This window comes from Streptomyces microflavus, from assembly GCF_014650075.1.
Lineage (GTDB): Bacteria > Actinomycetota > Actinomycetes > Streptomycetales > Streptomycetaceae > Streptomyces > Streptomyces microflavus.
Window position 1 is genome coordinate 266232 of sequence record NZ_BMUG01000005.1, and the last position, 17965, is coordinate 284196.

10 protein-coding genes are annotated in these 17965 nt (G+C 73.3%); 2 read left to right on the forward strand and 8 right to left on the reverse strand.

Features of this window, described 5'->3' with window-relative positions; all coding sequences use genetic code 11:
- Positions 1-294: 294 nt before the first annotated feature.
- The 5 genes from IE264_RS16465 to IE264_RS16485 form a co-directional block, all read right to left on the reverse strand.
- Positions 295-534, reverse strand: coding sequence for a phosphopantetheine-binding protein (locus IE264_RS16465; RefSeq protein WP_078618624.1), 240 nt, complete (start codon positions 532-534; stop codon positions 295-297).
- Positions 531-1163 carry an isochorismatase family protein gene (locus IE264_RS16470; RefSeq protein WP_015606765.1) on the reverse strand — a complete coding sequence of 211 codons (633 nt, stop codon included), beginning with the start codon at positions 1161-1163 and terminating at the stop codon, positions 531-533. The genes IE264_RS16465 and IE264_RS16470 overlap by 4 nt, the downstream gene beginning before the upstream one ends.
- Before the next feature lie 48 nt (positions 1164-1211).
- The gene (locus IE264_RS16475) at positions 1212-2855 is read right to left on the reverse strand and encodes a (2,3-dihydroxybenzoyl)adenylate synthase (protein WP_032754374.1); all 1644 of its coding nucleotides are present in this window, start codon (positions 2853-2855) and stop codon (positions 1212-1214) included.
- Positions 2852-4057, reverse strand: coding sequence for an isochorismate synthase DhbC (gene dhbC / locus IE264_RS16480; RefSeq protein WP_032754376.1), 1206 nt, complete (start codon positions 4055-4057; stop codon positions 2852-2854). Before dhbC ends, IE264_RS16475 begins: the two co-directional genes overlap by 4 nt.
- Before the next feature lie 89 nt (positions 4058-4146).
- Positions 4147-4977: a 2,3-dihydro-2,3-dihydroxybenzoate dehydrogenase gene (locus IE264_RS16485; protein WP_015606762.1), complete on the reverse strand. Its 831-nt coding sequence runs from the start codon at positions 4975-4977 to the stop codon at positions 4147-4149.
- A gap of 102 nt (positions 4978-5079) precedes the next feature.
- Here IE264_RS16485 and fhuB point away from each other — a divergent pair, with 102 nt between their 5' ends.
- On the forward strand, positions 5080-7437 hold the full coding sequence (gene fhuB, locus IE264_RS16490) for a Fe(3+)-hydroxamate ABC transporter permease FhuB (RefSeq protein ID WP_190167653.1): 2358 nt from the start codon (positions 5080-5082) through the stop codon (positions 7435-7437).
- A 14-nt stretch (positions 7438-7451) separates the two neighbouring features.
- Complete coding sequence (fes, locus tag IE264_RS16495; RefSeq protein ID WP_032754378.1) at positions 7452-8732, forward strand: enterochelin esterase; 1281 nt, start codon at positions 7452-7454, stop codon at positions 8730-8732.
- An 85-nt stretch (positions 8733-8817) separates the two neighbouring features.
- On the opposite strand, the gene IE264_RS16500 is transcribed toward fes, so the two are convergent.
- Genes IE264_RS16500 through IE264_RS16510 form a run of 3 tightly spaced genes read right to left on the reverse strand, consistent with a single transcriptional unit; the run spans position 8818 to position 17848 of the window.
- On the reverse strand, positions 8818-10278 hold the full coding sequence (locus tag IE264_RS16500) for a DHA2 family efflux MFS transporter permease subunit (RefSeq protein ID WP_032754380.1): 1461 nt from the start codon (positions 10276-10278) through the stop codon (positions 8818-8820).
- Positions 10275-10478: an MbtH family protein gene (locus tag IE264_RS16505; protein ID WP_032754381.1), complete on the reverse strand. Its 204-nt coding sequence runs from the start codon at positions 10476-10478 to the stop codon at positions 10275-10277. Before IE264_RS16505 ends, IE264_RS16500 begins: the two co-directional genes overlap by 4 nt.
- Before the next feature lie 5 nt (positions 10479-10483).
- Positions 10484-17848 (reverse strand): non-ribosomal peptide synthetase, encoded by a 7365-nt coding sequence (locus IE264_RS16510; RefSeq protein WP_032754384.1) that lies wholly within the window; start codon positions 17846-17848, stop codon positions 10484-10486.
- Between the last annotated feature and the right edge of the window lie 117 nt (positions 17849-17965).

Below are 17965 nucleotides of genomic sequence, written 5' to 3' on the forward strand. Positions count from 1 at the left end.
AATGAGGGACCGGCGTACGGAGGGGCGGCATCGTCACGCCCGCACCGGGGCACGGAAGCCCGACAGCCGGAAGGAGAGACAGCGAGAAACGCTGGGAAGAAGCTGGATCGCCGGTCCTGCGAGGACGGGCGCAACAGCGATGGAGAGAAAACAGCACCGGTGCCCGACGAAGGGGCATCCACGTATGCTCATCGCACTGTAGCACGGTCCATCGGGAAAACGCGCCGAGGGCGGTGCGGACCCGGTACTGCCGGGTCCGCACCGCCCTCGGCGGAGCTGCTGGTCACCGCCTGCTCAGGAGGTCACCCCGAGCAGCGGCCCCCACGCTTCCAGGGCCGGCTTCTCGGCGAGGTCGGCGAAGGCCACCTCGATCCCGTGGTCGCGGCGCCAGGCCGCCGCCAGGGACATCAGACGGACGGAGTCGAGCCCGTAGTCGACGAGGTTCTCGTCGAGCGGGATCTCCTCCGGCTCCTCGCCGAGGATGTCGGCGACATCGGCGCGCAGCTGTTCGAGCGTCAGGGTCACAGCGGTCACTTCCCTTCGAAGACGGCCCGGGCGGTGGTGACGACGGCACACTTGCCGGCCGCCCAGCGCAGCGCCATCGCGTGGTCGTCGGCCGAGAAGTCCGCGACCGCGTCGGCCACCACGAACGCCTGGATGTCCTGCATCCAGGCGTCGCACGCGGTCATCAGGACACCGATGTGGGCGTAGACGCCGGTGAGGACGATCTGGTCGCGGCCCTGCTCACGCAGCCGCTCCAGCAGATCGGTGCGGACGAAGCCGCTGTACTTCCACTTGGTGATGACGGTGTCGCCGTCGTCGGGCGCGACCTCGTCGGCGATGGCCGCCGCGTGCTCGTCGGCCGGCAGACCGGGGCCCCAGAAGTCCTGCTGGAGCCCGCGCTCCTCGGCGCTCTGGCCGCCGGGCTGCGCGGTGTAGAGGACCGGCACGCCCAGGCGCGCCGCCTCCTTCTTCAACTCGGCCACGTGCGCCAGGAGTTCGGGCACGGGTGCGGCCTGCCGGTCGTACGCCGACAGGAAGTAGTTCTGCAGGTCGTGGACGAGCAGCACGGCGCGCGCCGGGTCGACGGTCCAGTCGACCCGGTTGGCGGGCAGCTCGTCGGCGGACGGCATGGGGTAGGGGGTGATGGCGGGCAGGGCCATGGTGGAGAGGGTTCCGTTCGAAGGTTGCGGGGACGTGCGGCGGAAACGTCAGAGGGCGGGAGCAGGCGCGGGTGCGGCGGTGCGGGCGGCGGCGTTGCGCAGATCCTTCTTGGAGACCTTGCCGACCCCGGTCTGCGGGAACGCGTCCACGAACTCGACCCGGTCCGGCACCTTGTAGGCGGCCAGACCCCGTTCCCGTACGAACCGTTTGATCGCCACTGCCTTCAGCGGACCGGCGCCCGAGCGCAGGATCACGTACGCGCAGACGCGCTCACCCAGATACGGGTCGGGCTCGGCCACCACGTTCGCGTCGTGCACGGCCGGGTGGGCGAGGATGTGGTTCTCCACCTCCTCGGCGGCGACCTTCTCGCCGCCCCGGTTGATCTGGTCCTTGGCGCGCCCCTCCACGACGATGTGCCCGCTCTCCGTGACCCGGACGACATCGCCGGTGCGGTAGAAGCCGTCCTCGGTGAAGGAACGGGCGTTGTGCTCCGGGGCGTTCCAGTAGCCGCGGATCGTGTACGGGCCCCGGGTCAGCAGGTGGCCCGTCCCGCCGGGCTCCACCTCCCGGTCCTCGTCGTCGACGACCAGAATCTCGTCGTCCGGGGAGATGGGCCGGCCCTGAGTGGTGACGATGGTCTCCACCGGGTCGTCCAGACGCGTGTAGTTGACCAGCCCCTCGGCCATCCCGAAGACCTGCTGGAGCGTGCAGCCGAGCGCGGGACGCACCCTGCGTGCCGCCTCCTCGCTGAACTTGGCGCCGCCCACGAGCAGCACGTCCAGGCTGCTGAGGTCGTGCGCGCTGCCGGGTGCGGCCTCGGTCCAGAGGAGGGCCAGTGGCGGCACCAGGCCGGTGATGGTCACGCCCTCACGCTCGATCAGCGGGAAGGCCACCTCGGGCGAGGGCTGCGGGCACAGCACCACGCGACCACCCGCGTACAGCGTGCCGAGCGAACCGGGCGACGACAGAGGGAAGTTGTGGGCGGCGGGCAGTGCGACCAGGTAGACGCTGTTCTCATCGACCCCGCAGATCTCGTTGGAGCCCCACAGCGAGTAGATGTAGTCGTCGTGGGTGCGCGGGATCAGCTTCGGTACGCCGGTGCTGCCGCCGGAGAGCTGGAGGAAGGCCAGGTCGTCGGGGCGCGGCCCGCCGTAGCCGACCGGCTCCTCGGCCACCTCGGCCAGCGCCTCGAAGTCGCCGGGGTCCCCCTGGGCGACGAACACGTACTTCAGCGTGGGTACTTGGGCGTGGGTCTTCGTCGCAAGCTCCCGGTAGTCGTAGCCGCCGTGCTCGGCCGCGATGACGTAGGCGACCGCCTCGGTGAACTCGCAGAAGTAGGCGATCTCGGTCTCGCGGTGGGCGGGCAGCGCGAAGACGGGCAGCGCGCCGATCCGGAACAGCGCGAAGATCACCTCGAAGAACTCGGCGATGTTGGGGAGTTGGACCACCACGTTGTCGCCCTTGGCGATCCCGCGGGCGAGGAAGCCCGCGGCCAGCCGGTCGGCGCGCCGGTCGAGATCGGCGTAGGTCCATCGGCTCCCGGCCGCCGGGTCGACGATCGCGATCCGGTCCGGGTGCTCCTCGGCGCGCTGCCGCAGCATCTCGCCGAAGGTCTCCCCGCGCCACCAGCCGGCCGCCCGGTACTTCGCGGCGAACTCGGCGGGCCAGGTCGGCGCCGCTTGCGTACTCACAGCTCGGCTCCCACGGCGCTGAGGAAGGTGCGGAACTTCGCCGCGGTCTCGGCGGTCTCCGCCTCGGGCTCGGAGGCGGCGACGATGCCCGCACCGGCGTACAGGCGCAGCGTGCGCTCCTCGGCCTCGGCGCAGCGGATCGTGACGACCCATTCACCGTCGCCGTCGGCGTTCCCCCAGCCGACGACACCGGTGAAGAAGCCGCGGTCGAACGGCTCGGTCTCCGCGATGACCTGACGGGCCGTCCGCGTCGGCGTGCCGCACACGGCGGGCGTCGGGTGCAGCGCCATCGCCAGGTCCAGCGCCGAGGTGCCGGGGGAGGAGAGGGTGCCGGTGACCGTGGTGGACAGGTGCCACATGGTGGCGGTGCGGATCAGCGTCGGGCGGGCCGGGACGGTCATCCCGGTGCAGTGCGGGGCGAGCGCCTGGTGGACGGCGTCCACGACGACGGCGTGCTCGTGGAGGTCCTTGACGGACTCCAGCAGCGTCGCGGCCCGGCGGACGTCCTCGGCGAGGTCGTCGCTGCGGGGGGTGGACCCGGCGAGCGGGTTGGCGACGACCTGGTTGCCGTGGCGGGAGACGAGCAGCTCGGGGCTGGCGCCGATCAGGGTGCGGTCGGGGCCGGTCGGCAGCGCGAAGGTGTAGCCGGAGGGGTCGCGGCGGGCCAGCCGCTGGAGCATCCCGGGCAGGTCGAGCGGGGCGCCGGAGGTGAGTTCCAGGGTGCGGGCCAGCACCACCTTGCTGAACTCGCCGCGCCACATGCGGGCCACGGCGGCGGCGACGCCCGCCCCGTAGACCTCGGGCTCCGGCACCGGCCGTATCCGCCAGTCCGCGGCGGCGGAGGGGCCGGCGGGCAGGGCGATGAGCGGGTCGGAGGCGAGCGGCGGCGCGGTGCGCACCGCCGCCGGCACGGTGAGGGCGGCGGGCGCCGTGTGGTCGAACGGGATGGCGCCGATCACCACGGGCGATTCCTGTCCGGCGGCGACGGCCTCGGTCAGGGTGGCGTTCACCCGGTCGGTCAAGGGTCTCTCGTCGTAAGGGACTTCGCGTCCCGGTCCGCGTGCGAGGAGCGTGCGCCCGGGCGTCGCGAGGAAACTGGCGCCCGGTGTGTAGGCGTCGAGGAGCGACGTGGCGGCTCCTACCGCGGGGTGGGCCGACTCGGCCGGGGGTACGTGCGTGGCGACCTGGGATGCCGTCGACACGGGGACTCCATTCTCGATGGTCCCGTCAGCGGGTGCGGGGGGCTGGATGGGAGGTGAAGCGGTACGGAGGGGAGGTGCGGGGCCGCCGGTCAGCGCAGGGTCGCGCCGCCGTCGACGTACAGCTCCTGGAGCGTGATGTGGCGGGCGCGGTCCGAGGCGAGGAACGCCACCGCGTCGGCGATGTCGGCGGGTTCGGCGATCCGGCCCAGCGGTATGCCGGTGCGGTACGTCGACGGGTCGCCGTCTATCACCCGTGCCTCGGCGCCCGGGTCGGTCCACAGCGCCCGCTGCATCGCGGTGTCGGTGGAGCCGGGGGCGACGATGTTGCACCGCACGCCGCTGCGGGCGAGTTCGAGCCCCAGACACTTGGTGAACATGGCTGCGGCCGCCTTGGAGGCGGCGTAGGCGGCCATGCCGGTGCGCGGGATCCCGGCGGCGTTGGAGCCGACGGTGACGATGCAGCCGGACTTCCGGGTCACCATCAGCGGGGCGACGCTCTGCGAGACATGGAAGACGCCGGTGGTGTTCACCGCGAAGGTGTCCGCCCAGTCCTGTGCGGAGAGCCCGGTCGCCGGGCCGGTGCGCAGGATGCCCGCGACGTTCACGAGGACGTCCACCGGGCCCAGTTCGCGTTCGACGCGGGCCACGGTGTTCTCCACCGCAACCCGGTCCGTGACGTCCATCACATAGGGTTCCAGACAGCCCGCCGAACGCTCTCCCGCCGGCAGTTTCTCCTGCCGTCGCGGCCAGTCGGCGGCCAGCGCCTCGATGGTGTGCCCGGCCCGGTCGGTGGCCGCCACCTGGGCGCCGAGGTCGGCGAGCAGTTCGGCGACAGCGGCTCCGATGCCTTGTCCGGCACCGGTCACCAGGGCCGTGCGGCCCTCGAACTCGCCACTTCTGCCCGGTATGTGCTCAGGCATGAAACTACCTCCCCCTGGGTGTTAGGTAAGGGTAACCTAAATTGATTCGACCGCCCAGAAGGGTGTCGAGCCGTCGATATACGGTTAGGTTAGCCTCACCTTATGCAAACGCCGCGCACGGGGACCACGGCCTCGGCTCCCGAACACGACTCCTCGACCGCCCAGTTGGACGGAGAGGTGAGCGAACGGAGGGCGAAGACACCGCCCGCCGGAGCGGAGGAAACCGCTCCGGAGCCCGGCTCCAGACCCGGTTCCGTACCCGGTACGGAGATATCCCCGGGCACGGAGACGGCCCCTGGCGCGCCCTCCACCGGCCGCCGCACCGTGGCGCTCGCCGTCGCCGGTCTCGCGGTGGCCGTCCTGCTGCTGAGCGGGCTTTCCCTCTCCATCGGCGCGGGGGAGGTCGGCGTCGGCGGAGTGCTCGACTATCTGCTCGACCGGGGCGGGGCCCGCGACAACGCCCGCCTCTCCCTCGTCGTCGGCGACCTGCGCCTGCCGCGCACCCTCACCGCCCTGCTCGTCGGCGCGGCCCTCGGTGTCGCCGGATGCCTCCTCCAGGCGGTCACCCGCAACCCGCTCGCCGAGACCGGACTGCTCGGCGTCAACGCGGGCGCGTCCCTCGGTGTCGTCGCGGGCATCGCGCTCCTCGGCTTCGATTCCGGTTACGCCTACCTGGTCTGCGCGTTCGTCGGCGCGGTGGTCGCCAGCGGCCTGGTCCTCCTCATCTCCGGGCGGCGCGGCGGCGGCTCTCCCATGCGCCTAGTCCTCGCCGGTGCGGCGCTCGGCGCCACCTTCGGCGGACTCACCAGCGTCATCGTCGTCAACTCCGCCGAGACCTACGACAGATTCCGTTTCTGGGTCCTCGGCTCCCTCGCCGGGGTCGAGGGCTTCGGTGAACTCGGCCGCCTGGCCCCCGTCCTCGCCATCGGATTCCTCGTCGCCCTGCTCGTCGCGCGCCCGCTCTCCGCCCTCGCCCTCGGCGACGACCTGGCCCGCAGCCTCGGCCACCGGCCGCCCGTCATCCGCACGGTCGTCGCCGTCGGCGTCACCCTCCTCACCGCCTCCGCCGTCGCGCTCGCCGGGCCCATCTCCTTCCTCGGTCTGCTCGCCGGATTCCTCGCCCGAGCCATCGCCGGCACCCGGCTGGCCGCCCGCCTCCTGCTCGCCGGACTCATCGGCGCCTGCGTCCTGGCCGTCTCGGACGTCGCCGCCCGCGTGGTCTCCCGGCCCTTCGAGGCACCCGTCTCCGTGATCGTCGCCCTCATCGGCGCCCCCGTCCTCATCGCCATCGTCCGCTCCAAGCAGCTGTCCTCGATGGGCATGACGGAACCGGCCACCGAGGAGCGCGCCCCCGACCGCCCGCGCCGCTTCAAGCTCGCCCTGCCCCGCCCGAAGGGCCGTACCCCCAAGGCCGTCCGGGTCCGCCCGCCCGACACCCTGGTCGTCCGGCGCGGTCCCCTCTCCCTGCTGATCACCCGGCGCGCGGCCCTCGCCGCCGTCGCGCTCGCCGCGGCCCTCCTGGCCGCCGTCGTCCTCTCCGCCTACGCGGGCCAGAGCGACATGGGCGTCGCCCGCACCTTCCGCGCGGTCATCGGCCAGGGCGACCGCTTCGACGTCCTGCTCGTCCAGAACTTCCGCCTCGGCCGCATCGTCGCCGGACTCACCGCGGGCGCCGCCCTCGGCCTCGCGGGCTGCCTCACCCAGACCCTGGCCCGCAACCGCCTCGCCACCCCCGAGCTCCTCGGCGTCAACGACGGGGCCACCGCCGCCGTCCTGCTCTCCGTCACCCTCAGCTCCACCGGAACGTTCGGCGCCTGGTGGGCGGGACCGATCGGCGCCCTGGTCGCCGTCATCGTTGTCACCACCGTCTCCGGCGGCCTCGGCCAGCGCGGCTACCGCGTCCTCGTCGTCGGCCTCGCCATGTCCGCCCTGGCCTCCGCCATCACGCAGGTCGTGCTCTCCCGCCGCTCACTCAGCTCCGCGAGCTCGCTGTACGTGTGGACCTCCGGCAGCCTCAACGGACGCAGCTACTCCGTCGCCGTACCCGTCCTCATCGGCCTCGCGATCCTCGTCCCCGCCAGCCTCGCCGTCGCCCGCCACCTGGGTGTCCTGCGCTTCGACGACGCCACCGCCTCCTCCCTCGGCTCCGCCCCCGGCCGGGTCCGCGCCCTCGCCCTGCTGCTGGCCGTCGGCCTCGCGGGCCTCGCGGTCGGCATCTGCGGCCCGGTCGGCTTCGTGGCGCTCGCCTCCCCGGTCATCGCCTCCCGGCTCGCCGGCCCCCTGCGGGTCCCGCTGGTCGGATCGATGCTCACCGGCGCCGTCCTCGTGGTCGCCGCCGACACCCTCGGCCGGATCGCCTTCGACGGCGTCGAACTCCCCGTCGGCATCGTCACCACCGTCCTCGGCGGCCCGTTCCTGCTCTGGGTGCTCCTCGGCCGCTCCGCCGCCACCCGCGTCTGAAAGGCGGCCCGCACATGACCTACCCACCGCGCCGCAACCCGCCCGCCCCGCCCGTGTCCGCGGGACCGACCCGATCCGAGGTACCCACCGTGCGAAGCCCCTTGCTGCGTACGCTTCTTGAGGACGTACGCGAGGGCAAGCCCGACGCCGAGGAGGCGTTCTGGAGTTACGTCTCCGAGACCGGCGCCCCCCTCGTCGAACCCGACCCCGAGGGCGAGGCCGACCACCGGCTGGTCACCTTCGTCCGCCGGGAGGACCCCGCCCGCCCCGCCACCCACGTCCTGGCCCTGGTCCACACGGTCACCGACAAGGACCGGCACGCGGGCGACCTCGCCCCACACCTGATGGAACGGGTCGAGGGCACCGGGGTCTGGGCCATCAGCCACCGGCTCCGCACCGACCACCGCGCCTCGTACCAGTTCCACGCCACCTGCGGCACCCGCGAGGACGCCCTGCGCGCCGACCGCCCCTCCTGGCGCCGGGTCCTCGACCACGCGGAACCCGACCCGCTCAACACCGGGGCCCCGCTGCCCTCCCGCGACGGCCGCAACCCCGCCTCCGTACTCGAACTCCCCGAAGCACCCGACCAGTCGCACACCCGGCGCCGCGAGGACGTGGACCGGGGCCAGAGCCTCGACACCGAGGTCGACGGGCGCCGGATCACGGTCCACCTCCCGCCGGGACACCGCCCGGACGCAGGCCCGTACGCGCTCGCCGTGCTCCTGGACGGCGAGATGTGGGGGCCGGTCCTCGGCGTCGGCGACATCTTCGACAACCTGCACGCCGACGGCGAACTCCCGCCCACCGTCGCGGTCCTGGTCGACACCATGGGCCGCCGCATGGAGGACCTCGCCTGCAGCGCCCCGTTCGTCGACTGGCTCGCCGACACCCTGCTGCCCTGGACCGAGCAGGAGTACGGGGCCGGGGCGGACGCCGCCCGGACCGTCGTCGCCGGACAGAGCGCGGGCGGCCTCACCGCCGCCTTCGCCGCCTTCCAGCGCCCCGACCGCTTCGGCCTCGCCCTCTCCCAGTCCGGCTCCTTCTGGTGGCCCGACGACGACCGAGAGGGCGAATGGCTCACCGGCCGGTACGCCTGGGCGGAGCGCAGGCCCATCACCCTCCACCTGGAGGTCGGCCGGCAGGAGTGGATGCTCCTGGAGGAGAACCGCAGGTTCCGCAACATCCTGCGCGCCCGCGGATACGACGTGCGCTACCGGGAGTTCAACGGCGGCCACGACTACGCCTGCTGGCGCGGCGGCCTCGCGGACGGCCTGGCGGCCCTGCTCGGCCCGTAACGCATCCCGCACCCCCACGAGAACGCGAAAGGGGCGGGGCGGCATCCCCCCTCCGGATGCCGCCCCGCCCCTTACCCGTACCCGCTCAGCCCTTGACGGCCCGAGCCTCGTCCGCCGCCAGGCCCTCGCCCGGCGGCGCGTCCTCGTCGTCGAAGGGCGGCGGCTGCGGGGCCTCGCGCGGCAGCCGCAGCGCGATCAGCGCCCCGGCCGCGACGAGCGCGGCCGTCACCCACACCGCCGTGCGGTACGGACCCGGGTCGGCGGCGGCCTCCGTCACATGGCCACCCCCGATCACCGCCGCACAGGCGGCGATGCCCAGGGCACCGCCGAGCGTCCGGACGATCTGGAACAGGCCCATCGCCTGGCCCATGTCGGCGGGCCCGATCGACTCGAACCCGGAGATCTGCACGGTGAGCACCGCCGTGCCGAGCACCAGACCGATCAGGAACATCAGCCCGCGCACGCTCCACGCGTTCTCCGCGACGCCCGGGATCGCAAGCGTCGCGAAGACCGCCGCGGCGACCAGCAGCGCCGGTACGGTCAGCAGCCGCGGGCCGAGCTTCGGCAGCAGCCGGTCCACCACCTGCGAGGCCAGCATCAGCCCCACCGCCTCCGGGAAGACGCTCAGCCCGGCATCGAGCGCCGAAGCGCCCAGGCTCGCCTGGTAGAGCAGCGGGAAGACGAACAGCACGCCCATCAGCCCGGCCGCGGTGACCCCGGCCAGCGCGGACGCCGACCCGTACACCCGGTCGGCGAGCAGCCGCAGCCTCAGCAACGGCGTCTTCGCCCGCACCTGGTGCAGGACGGCCGCCACCAGCAGGACGGAGCCGAGGGCCGCGCTGACGGCGACGGCGGGCCGGGTCCAGCCCTGCGAGGGACCGAAGCCGAGCGCGTACGTCAGCAGACCCAGCGCCGGAGTGGCCAGCCAGAAGCCGACGACGTCGAACTTCCCCTCGGGGCCCTCGACATGCTCGCGTAGACCGAACACGCCCAGCAGCACCGCCGCCGTACCGATCGGCACATTCACGAAGAACAGCCAGTGCCAGGAGAGGTGTTCGGTGAGCAGACCGCCCAGCGGCGGACCGAGCGCGGGCATCAGCGCCGTCGGCACAATCAGTACCTTGGCCAGCTTCATCCGCTCGTGCGGCGGGAACGCCCGGAACAGCAGCGTCATCCCGACCGGCGTCAACAGCCCACCGGCCAGGCCCTGTACGGCCCGCGCCACCACCAGGGTGTTCAGGTCCGGGGCCAGTCCGCAGACCGCCGAGGCGATCGTGAACGCGGTCAGCGAGCCGAGGAACACCCGCTTCGTTCCGAACCGGTCACCCAGCCACCCCGCCACCGGCAGCCCCACCGCGAGCGCGACCAGGAAGGCCGTCTCCACGGTGTTGGCGGCCGACAGCGGACGGCCGAAGTCGCCCGCGATCGTATAGAGAGCCGGGTTCACGATCGTCGAGTCGAGGCCGTTCATGCACATCGCGGCCGTGTAGACGAGGACGACGGCGACCCGGGGACGTATCCGGGGCCGGATCAGCAGCCCGCTCACCGGGCGGTGACGGCGACGGGGCCGGCCCAGTGCGCGTTGATCCAGTCCAGCGCCTCCTGGCGGGCGCACGGACCGTGAGCCGTCGACCAGCCCGCGGGCACCGGCGCGAAGAGCGGCCACAGCGAGTGCTGCCCCTCGGCGTTGGTCAGGACGAGGAACTGCCCTTCAGCGTCGAAGGGGTTGGCGGGTGCGTCACTCATCGGTGTCACTTCTCCAGCTCGGTGAGTCGGTCGGCGACCACGCGGGCGATGTGCGCGATCGGTTCGGGCAGGGTCATGTCCTTGTGCGAGCAGGCGACGTTCGTGTTGTCGATGCGCCCGCTCACATACGGGGTCCAGGTCTCCGGCGTCAGGGTGTCGTCGATGGTGTCCACCGTGGCCCGGAAGAACAGCACATCGCCCCGGAACACCCGGTGGTCGTAGGCCCGTACGAGATCGTTGGTGTTGAGGTACACCTCGCCGAGCGCCTCGATCTTCGCGGCCGAGAGCGCGGCCAGCGGGGAGCCCTCGCGGCGCAGCACCTCCACCACGTTCGCCGTCGTCAGCTCCTTGTCGCCGAGGCTGTCGGGGCCGTAACCGCCCATGGTCAGCAGCGATTCGAGCGGCTCGGCCCGGTCGGGCACCGGTAGATCGCGGAAGCCCTCGGCGGGGTAGGCGTCGAGGATCGCAAGCAACTCGACCTCGTGGCCCGCCTCTTGGAGCACCGCCGCGATCGCGTGGGCGATGATGCCGCCGGTCGACCAGCCGAGCAGCCGGTAGGGCCCCTCCGGCTGGACCTCGCGGATACGGGAGGCGTAGTGGGCGGCCAGCTCCTCCAGGGTGGCGGGCAGGGGCTCGTCCGCCGTCGCCTCACCGACGCCCTGGGCCTGGAGACCGTAGATCGGCACATCGGCCGGGAGATGGCGGATCAGACCGGCGTAGCACCAGCTCAGACCGCCCGCCGGGTGCACGCAGTGGACGGGGGAGCGGTCGCCGGGGCGGGCGGGCCGCAGCGGCAGCAGCACGTCGAGCGGATCGTCCTCGCGCGAGATGTCCAGCGCCGCGTCCAGGGCGGCGGGCGTCGGCGCCTGGAAGACCGTACCGATCGACACCTCGATGCCGAACGCGGCCCTGATCCGCCCCGCGAGGCGCACCGCGAGCAGCGAATGGCCGCCCAGGTCGAAGAAGTTGTCCTCCACCCCGGCCGACGGCAGCCCCAGCACCTCGGCGAAGACCGAGCAGAGCTGCTCCTCGCGGACCGTGCGCGGCGCCCGGCCCCCGCCGCCCACCGGAACATTCGGCGCGGGCAGCGCCTTGCGGTCCAGCTTGCCGTTGCCGGTCAGCGGCAGCCGGTCCAGCACGACCACGGCCGAGGGCACCATGTGCACCGGCAGCAACGCCGCCGCGTGCTCGCGCAGCTCGCCCGGGACCGGGTCGGTGCCGGGCGCGGAAACCACGTAGCCGACCAGCCGCTTGTCGCCCGGCACATCCTCACGGACCACGACCGCCACATCCGCGACCTCCGGATGCGCGGCCAATACGGCCTCGATCTCGCCCAGTTCGATGCGGAACCCGCGGATCTTCACCTGCTGGTCGCCGCGCCCGAAGTACTCCAGCGTTCCATCGGCACGCCGCCGGGCGAGGTCGCCCGAGCGGTACATCCGGGTCCCGCTCTCCCCGAAGAGATGCGCGAACGGATCGGCGACGAAGCGCCCCGCCGTCAGGTCCGGGCGGCCCAGATAGCCGAGGGCCACGCCCTGGCCGGCGACGTACATCTCGCCGGTGACCCCGGGCGGCACCGGCTGGAGACGGTCGTCCAGCACGTAGACGCGCAGGTCGGGGATGTTGACCCCGATGGTGCTGGAGACTGCGGAGGCGGCCGTCGCCCGGTCGAGCGCCAGGTAGGAGACATGGACGGTGGTTTCGGTGATGCCGTACATGTTGACCAGCGTCGGCGCGTTCTCGTGGTGGCGCGTGTACCAGTCGGCGAGCCGCCCCAGCTCCAGCGCCTCACCGCCGAACACCACATACCGCAGCGCCAGGTTGTGCCCGGGAGCCTCCCTGTCGGCGGCGGCCAGCTGGTAGAACGCGGACGGTGTCTGATTGAGGACGGTCACCCGCTCATCGGCCAACAGCCGCAGGAACGCCTGCGGGTCACGGCTCGTCAGATGCGGTACGACGACGACCCGTCCGCCGTACAGCAGCGCGCCCCACAGCTCCCACACCGAGAAGTCGAAGGCGTAGGAGTGGAACAGCGTCCACACATCGTCGGGACCGAACGCGAACCAGTGCTCGGTCGCCGTCATCAGCCGCGTCACATTGTGCTGGGTGACGACAACTCCCTTGGGGCGGCCGGTGGATCCCGAGGTGTAGATGACGTACGCCGGGTCCTGCGGGCTCAGCGGCCGCGTCCGGTCCGACTGGCTCAGCGGCCCGTCCGGGAAGCCCGCCGCCTCGTCCACCGTGATCAGCGGCAGCTCGTGCGCGGGCAGCCGGTCCGCCGTCGCCGCGTCCGTGATCAGCGCGGCCGGACGGGCGTCCTCCAGCATGTACGCCAGCCGGTCCGCCGGGTAGTCCGGGTCCATCGGCAGATACGCGGCGCCCGACAACGACACCGCGAGCAGCCCCGCCACCAGGTCCAGCGAGCGCGGCAGCGCGAGGGCCACGATGGAGCCGGGCCCGATGTTCCGGGAAGCCAGCAGCCGCGCCAACGACTGCGCACGGGAAGAGAGTTGGGCGTACGTCAGCGACTCGCCCGCACAGCTCACGGCCACGCGATCCGGGTGACGGCGCGCCGCCACCTCGTAGACCTCGGTGAGGGTGAGCGGCACCGGGCGGTCGGCGGGCACGCCGTTGGCCTCGACCAGGGCGCGGTGCACCTCGTCCTCACCGAGCACGGGCAGCAGCCCGACCGGGGTCTCCGGCTCCGCTGCCGCGGCGGTCAGCAGCCGGGCCAGCCGGTCCGCGAGCGCCTGCGCGGTCGTCCGGTCGAAGAGGTCCGTGCGGAACTCCAGGAACCCGGCGATCCCGCCGCCGGCCAGCTCACCCGCGTTGAGGGTCATGTCGAACTTGGCGGTGCCCGACGGTACGGCGGCGAGCCGCGCGGTGGCGTCCGGGCCGAAGGCGGCGGGCCCGTCCGCGATCGACTGCCAGGCCAGCATCACCTGGAACAGCGGGTGCCGGGCCAGGGAGCGCGGCGGGTTCAGCGCCTCCACCAGGTGGTCGAAGGGCAGCGCGTCGTGCTCGTACGCGGCGAGGGTGGTGGTGCGCACCCGGTCGAGCAGGGCGCCGAAGCCCGGGTCGCCGGAGGTGTCCGTGCGCAGGACCACGGTGTTGGTGAAGAAGCCGACCAGCCCGGCCGTGGTGTCGTCGTCGCGGCCCGCGACGGGGGTGCCGAGCGGGATGTCGGTGCCGCAGCCGTGCCGGGTCAGCAGGGCGGCGAGACCCGCCTGCACGGTCATGAAGACCGTCGCGCCGTGCGCCCGGGCCACCCGGCGCAGCGCCTCGTGCGTGGTCGCGTCCAGGGCGAACGGCACGGTGTCGCCCGCCGAGGTGGCGACGGGCGGCCGGGGCCGGTCGGTGGGCAGTTCCAGCTGGTCCGGCAGCCCGGCCAGCGCCTCGCGCCAGTGGGCGAACTGGGCCTCGGCGAGCGGGGTGGGGGCGGCGGGGGTGCCCAGGAGCTGCTGGAGCCGGGCCGCGTGGTCGACGTACTGGCCCGCCAGTGGCGTGAATGCGGGGGCGCTGCCCGCGACACGGGCGGTGTAGGCGGTCGCGAGGTCGCGGGCCAGGGGAGTGGTGGACGCGCCGTCGCCCGCGATGTGGTGGAGCAGCAGGAGCAGGGTGTGGTGGGCCGGGGAGTCGCTGAACAGGACCGTGCGCAGGGGCGGCTCGGCGGCCAGGTCGAAGCAGTGCCGCACCGCCTCGGTGAGGTCGCTGCCGGGCTCCGCGAGGCGCAGCACCGGACGGGCCGCCTCATGGCCCGGGGGAAGAATCACCTGGTGAGGGGTGCCGTCCCCGTCCGCGCCGGGACCGTTGTCAGTGGGCGGATATACCGTTCTCAGTGTCTCGTGACGGTCCACCAGATCGTGCAGGGCGAGCTGGAGCGCGTCCCGGTCGAGGGGGCCGTTGACGCTCAGGACGAGCGGGATGTTGTAGGTCGGGCTGGGGCCTTCGAGGCGGTGGAGGAACCAGAGCCGCTGCTGGGCCGGAGAGAGAGGGAGGGGACCGGTGCGGGGGACGGGCGAGAGCGGTACGGACGCGGTGGCCGCGCCGCTGCGGGTGCGGACCTGGGCGGCGATGGCCGCCGCGGTGGAGTGGCGGAAGACGTCGGCTATGGAGAACGGGACGCCGAAGTGCTCGCGGACGCGGGCGGCCAGCCGGGCGGCGAGCAGGGAGTGCCCGCCGAGGTCGAGGAAGCCCGCCTCGGCCGCCGGGGGCTCCGCGATACCGAGGACGTCGGCGTAGAGACCCCGCACGATCTCGGTGTGCGGGCCGCTCTCACCGACGACCTCCGCCCCGATGGCGGGGGAGAGCGGTTCGGGGTCGGGCAGCGCGCGGTGGTCCAGCTTGTCGTTGGCGGTACGGGGGAGGGCGTCCAGCAGCGTCACGGTCGCGGGGACCATGTGCTCGGGCAGGGCGGCGGCCAGGTGGTCGCGGAGGGCGTTCGGGGTGGGGGGTGTTCCGCCGTCCTTCACCGGGACCGCGTAGGCGAGGAGCCGCTTGCCGTGCCCGGTCTCCCGGGCGATGACGGCGGCCGCAGCGACCTGCGGGTGCGCCGCGAGCCGGGCCTGGATCTCCCCGAGCTCGATCCGGAAGCCGCGGATCTTCACCTGGTCGTCGCTGCGCCCGAGGAACTCCAGTGTGTGGTCCTCGCGGCGGCGCACCAGGTCTCCGGTGCGGTACATCCGGCCCCCGGGCACGCCGTGGAGCGCGCCGAAGGGGTCGGCGACGAACCGCTCGGCGGTCAGGTCGGGGCGGCCGAGGTAGCCGATGGCCAGGCAGGGACCGGCGATGTACAGCTCACCGGTCACCCCGGCGGGCACGGGACGCAGGGAGGAGTCCAGGACATAGGCCCGCGATCCACGCACGGGTCTGCCCCCGGGCCGGTCGGCGGAATCGCCGGGCAGCCAGTAGTAGGCGTCGACGGTCGTCTCGGTCGGGCCGTAGAGGTTGACCGGGTGCACGCCGTCGGCTGCGGTCAGCCGCTCCCAGAGGGCCGGGGGCACGGTCTCGCCGCCGACGACCAGATGGGCGGGGTGGTGGCGCCCCTCGTCCAGCAGACCTTCGGCGATCAGCGCTTCGGCGTAGGAAGGGGTGACATCGAGATAGTCGACACGATGGGTACCGACGTACGCGGTGAGGACCGCGGGGTCCCGGTAGGCGGCGTCGTCCAGCAGGTGCAGCTCATGGCCGTGGACCATCCACAGCAGCGGGTCCCAGGACGCGTCGAAGGCGAACGACGCGCTGTGGGCGACCCGGAGCCGCTCCCGGCCGGTGCGGGCGACAGCGGGGGCGATGTGGTCGGTGAGGTGGCCGGCGCCGAGGTTGGCCAGCGAGGCGTGGCTGACGAGGACGCCCTTGGGACGCCCGGTGGAACCGGAGGTGTGGATGAGATAGGCGGCGTCACCGGGCACGGGCCCGGTGGCGGGCGGGCCGTCCGGGCAGGCGGCCAGCGCGTCGGCCGTCGCCGGCTCGTCGAGCGCGACGGTGGCGAGACCGTGCGGCGGCAGCGCGGCCAGGGTCTCGGCCGTGCCGATGACGCAGACGGGCCGGGCGTCCTCCAGGACGGCCAGCGTCCGGGCGGCGGGGTGGCCGAGGTCCAGCGGCTGGCAGACGAGGCCCGCCTTGAGCACGGCGAGCAGCGCCACCACCATGTCGGCGGTCCGGGGCAGGGCGAGCGCCACCGTGGCACCGGTCTCCGCCGGGACCGCGAGTCCGGCCAGCAGATGGGCCAGCCGGTCGGACACGGCGTCCAGCTCGGCGAAGGTGAGGGTGGCACCGGAACCGGATCCGGCACCGGCTGCAGCACCCGCGCCGGCGTCAGCACCGGAACCGGCACCGGCACCTGCACTCGCATCAGCGGCGCTCTCCGTCTCCCCGGCCCCCCGGAACGTCCCCGCCAGGGTCGAGCGTACGGCGACGGCCCCGGGCGTCAGCGCGGCCTGCGCGGTGAACGCCTGGGGGACGGTCAGGGCGATGGCGGGCTCGGTGCGGCCCGCCGTGGCCCCGCGCACCTGGTCGTCGGTGAGCAGGTCCAGGCTGCCGACGGGCCGGTCCGGGGCGGTGAGCAACAGTTCGGCCAGGCCGTCGAGATAGCGCAGCCAGGTCTCCTCGTGCGCGGCGAGCCCCGCCTCCCCGTACGCGGCCGGGTCGGCGTCCAGCGTGAGCCGCAGCCCGCCGTCCGGCCCCGGGGCCGCGCCGACCGCGAGGCTCTCCACGGGACCCGCGGCGAGGTTGCGCACGGTGCCGGGGAGCCCGGCGAAGTCGAGGGCCCCGTCGAAGGGCTTGATGTTGACCATCGGGCCGGTCAGCGGCGCGTCGGCCGACTCCAGGGCCAGGTCGCGGCGCAGGTCGGCCTGCGGGTACCGCTGGTGGCGGCGGACCTCGCGGATCTCCAGCACGACCCGGCGCAGCAGCTCGGCCCCGGTGTCCTGCGGGCGCACGGCGATCCGCAGCGGCAGCACGTTCACCGTCATGGCGGGGGTGCGCAGGGCGGCCGGGCCGCGCCGGTTGGACAGGGGCAGGCCCAGCACCACGTCCTCCGTGCCCGTGAGCCGGTGCAGATGACCGGCGGTCGCGGCGACGACGAGCTCGGCCCAGGTCGCCTTCGCGGCGCGCGCCGCCCGGGAGAGCCGGTCCAGGGTGCTCGCGGGGAGGTCGGTGATGCGGTGCAGGAGTCCGCCACCGGCAGAGGCATCGGACGTGGCGGGTGCTGGCTCGGGGGAGTACCCGGCCATGCGTTCCGCCCAGAAGGCGCGGTCCTCGGCGTACTCCTCGCCGGACAGATACGCCGCCTCGGCGTCGGTCAGCTCGCTCAGCGAGGCGAACCGGCCCTCGGGCGCGGGCTCTTCGGCGACGGCGGCCGAGTAGAGCTCGGCGACCCGGCGTCCGATCAGCGAGAGCGCGTAGGCGTCGACGGCTATGTGGTGGACGCGCTGGTACCACCAGTGGCGGCCCTCGCCCACCCGGATCAGCGCCTGCGTCATCAGCCCGTCGGCGGAGGCGAGGTCCACCGGCCGGGCCAGATCCTCCCGCATCCACGCCACGGCCTGCTCCTCCGTCAGTTCGAGGCGGTGGAGGCGGGGTTCGGTGCGCGTGACGTGCTGTACGGGTGTGCCGTCGACCTCGGTGAGCCGTACGGCCAGCGTCTCCGCCTCGCCCACGGCCCGGCCGAGGGCCTCGGTGAACAGGTCCCCGTCGAGCGGCCCCTCGATCTCCACGCGGTCGGCCGTGTTCAGCTCCGTGCCGAGCGGCGCCAATTGGTGCGCGTAGTAGATCCCCGACTGGGCGGTCAGGAGAGGCAGCGCTCGGGAGGGAGGACTGCCGGGGTGCGCTGCCGAAGAGCTGGTCGGGCGGTTCGGACGCTCATACATGTGTGTGACGACTCCCCTGAAGGACAACGGACACCGGGCCACCAGGCTCCCCGGTACGCACTTAGGTAAGGCTAAGTTAACCTATTTCCGACAGTGCAGGCGACCGTCCCCGGGCGG

What these genes read in the sequence shown, in the direction of transcription:
- IE264_RS16470 (WP_015606765.1), bottom strand. Translation starts at nt 1,163, where the DNA reads ATGGCCCTGCCCGCCATCACCCCCTACCCCATGCCGTCCGCCGACGAG.
- IE264_RS16485 (WP_015606762.1), bottom strand. Translation starts at nt 4,977, where the DNA reads ATGCCTGAGCACATACCGGGCAGAAGTGGCGAGTTCGAGGGCCGCACG.
- fhuB (WP_190167653.1), top strand. Translation starts at nt 5,080, where the DNA reads ATGCAAACGCCGCGCACGGGGACCACGGCCTCGGCTCCCGAACACGAC.
- fes (WP_032754378.1), top strand. Translation starts at nt 7,452, where the DNA reads ATGACCTACCCACCGCGCCGCAACCCGCCCGCCCCGCCCGTGTCCGCG.
- IE264_RS16505 (WP_032754381.1), bottom strand. Translation starts at nt 10,478, where the DNA reads ATGAGTGACGCACCCGCCAACCCCTTCGACGCTGAAGGGCAGTTCCTC.
- IE264_RS16510 (WP_032754384.1), bottom strand. Translation starts at nt 17,848, where the DNA reads ATGTATGAGCGTCCGAACCGCCCGACCAGCTCTTCGGCAGCGCACCCC.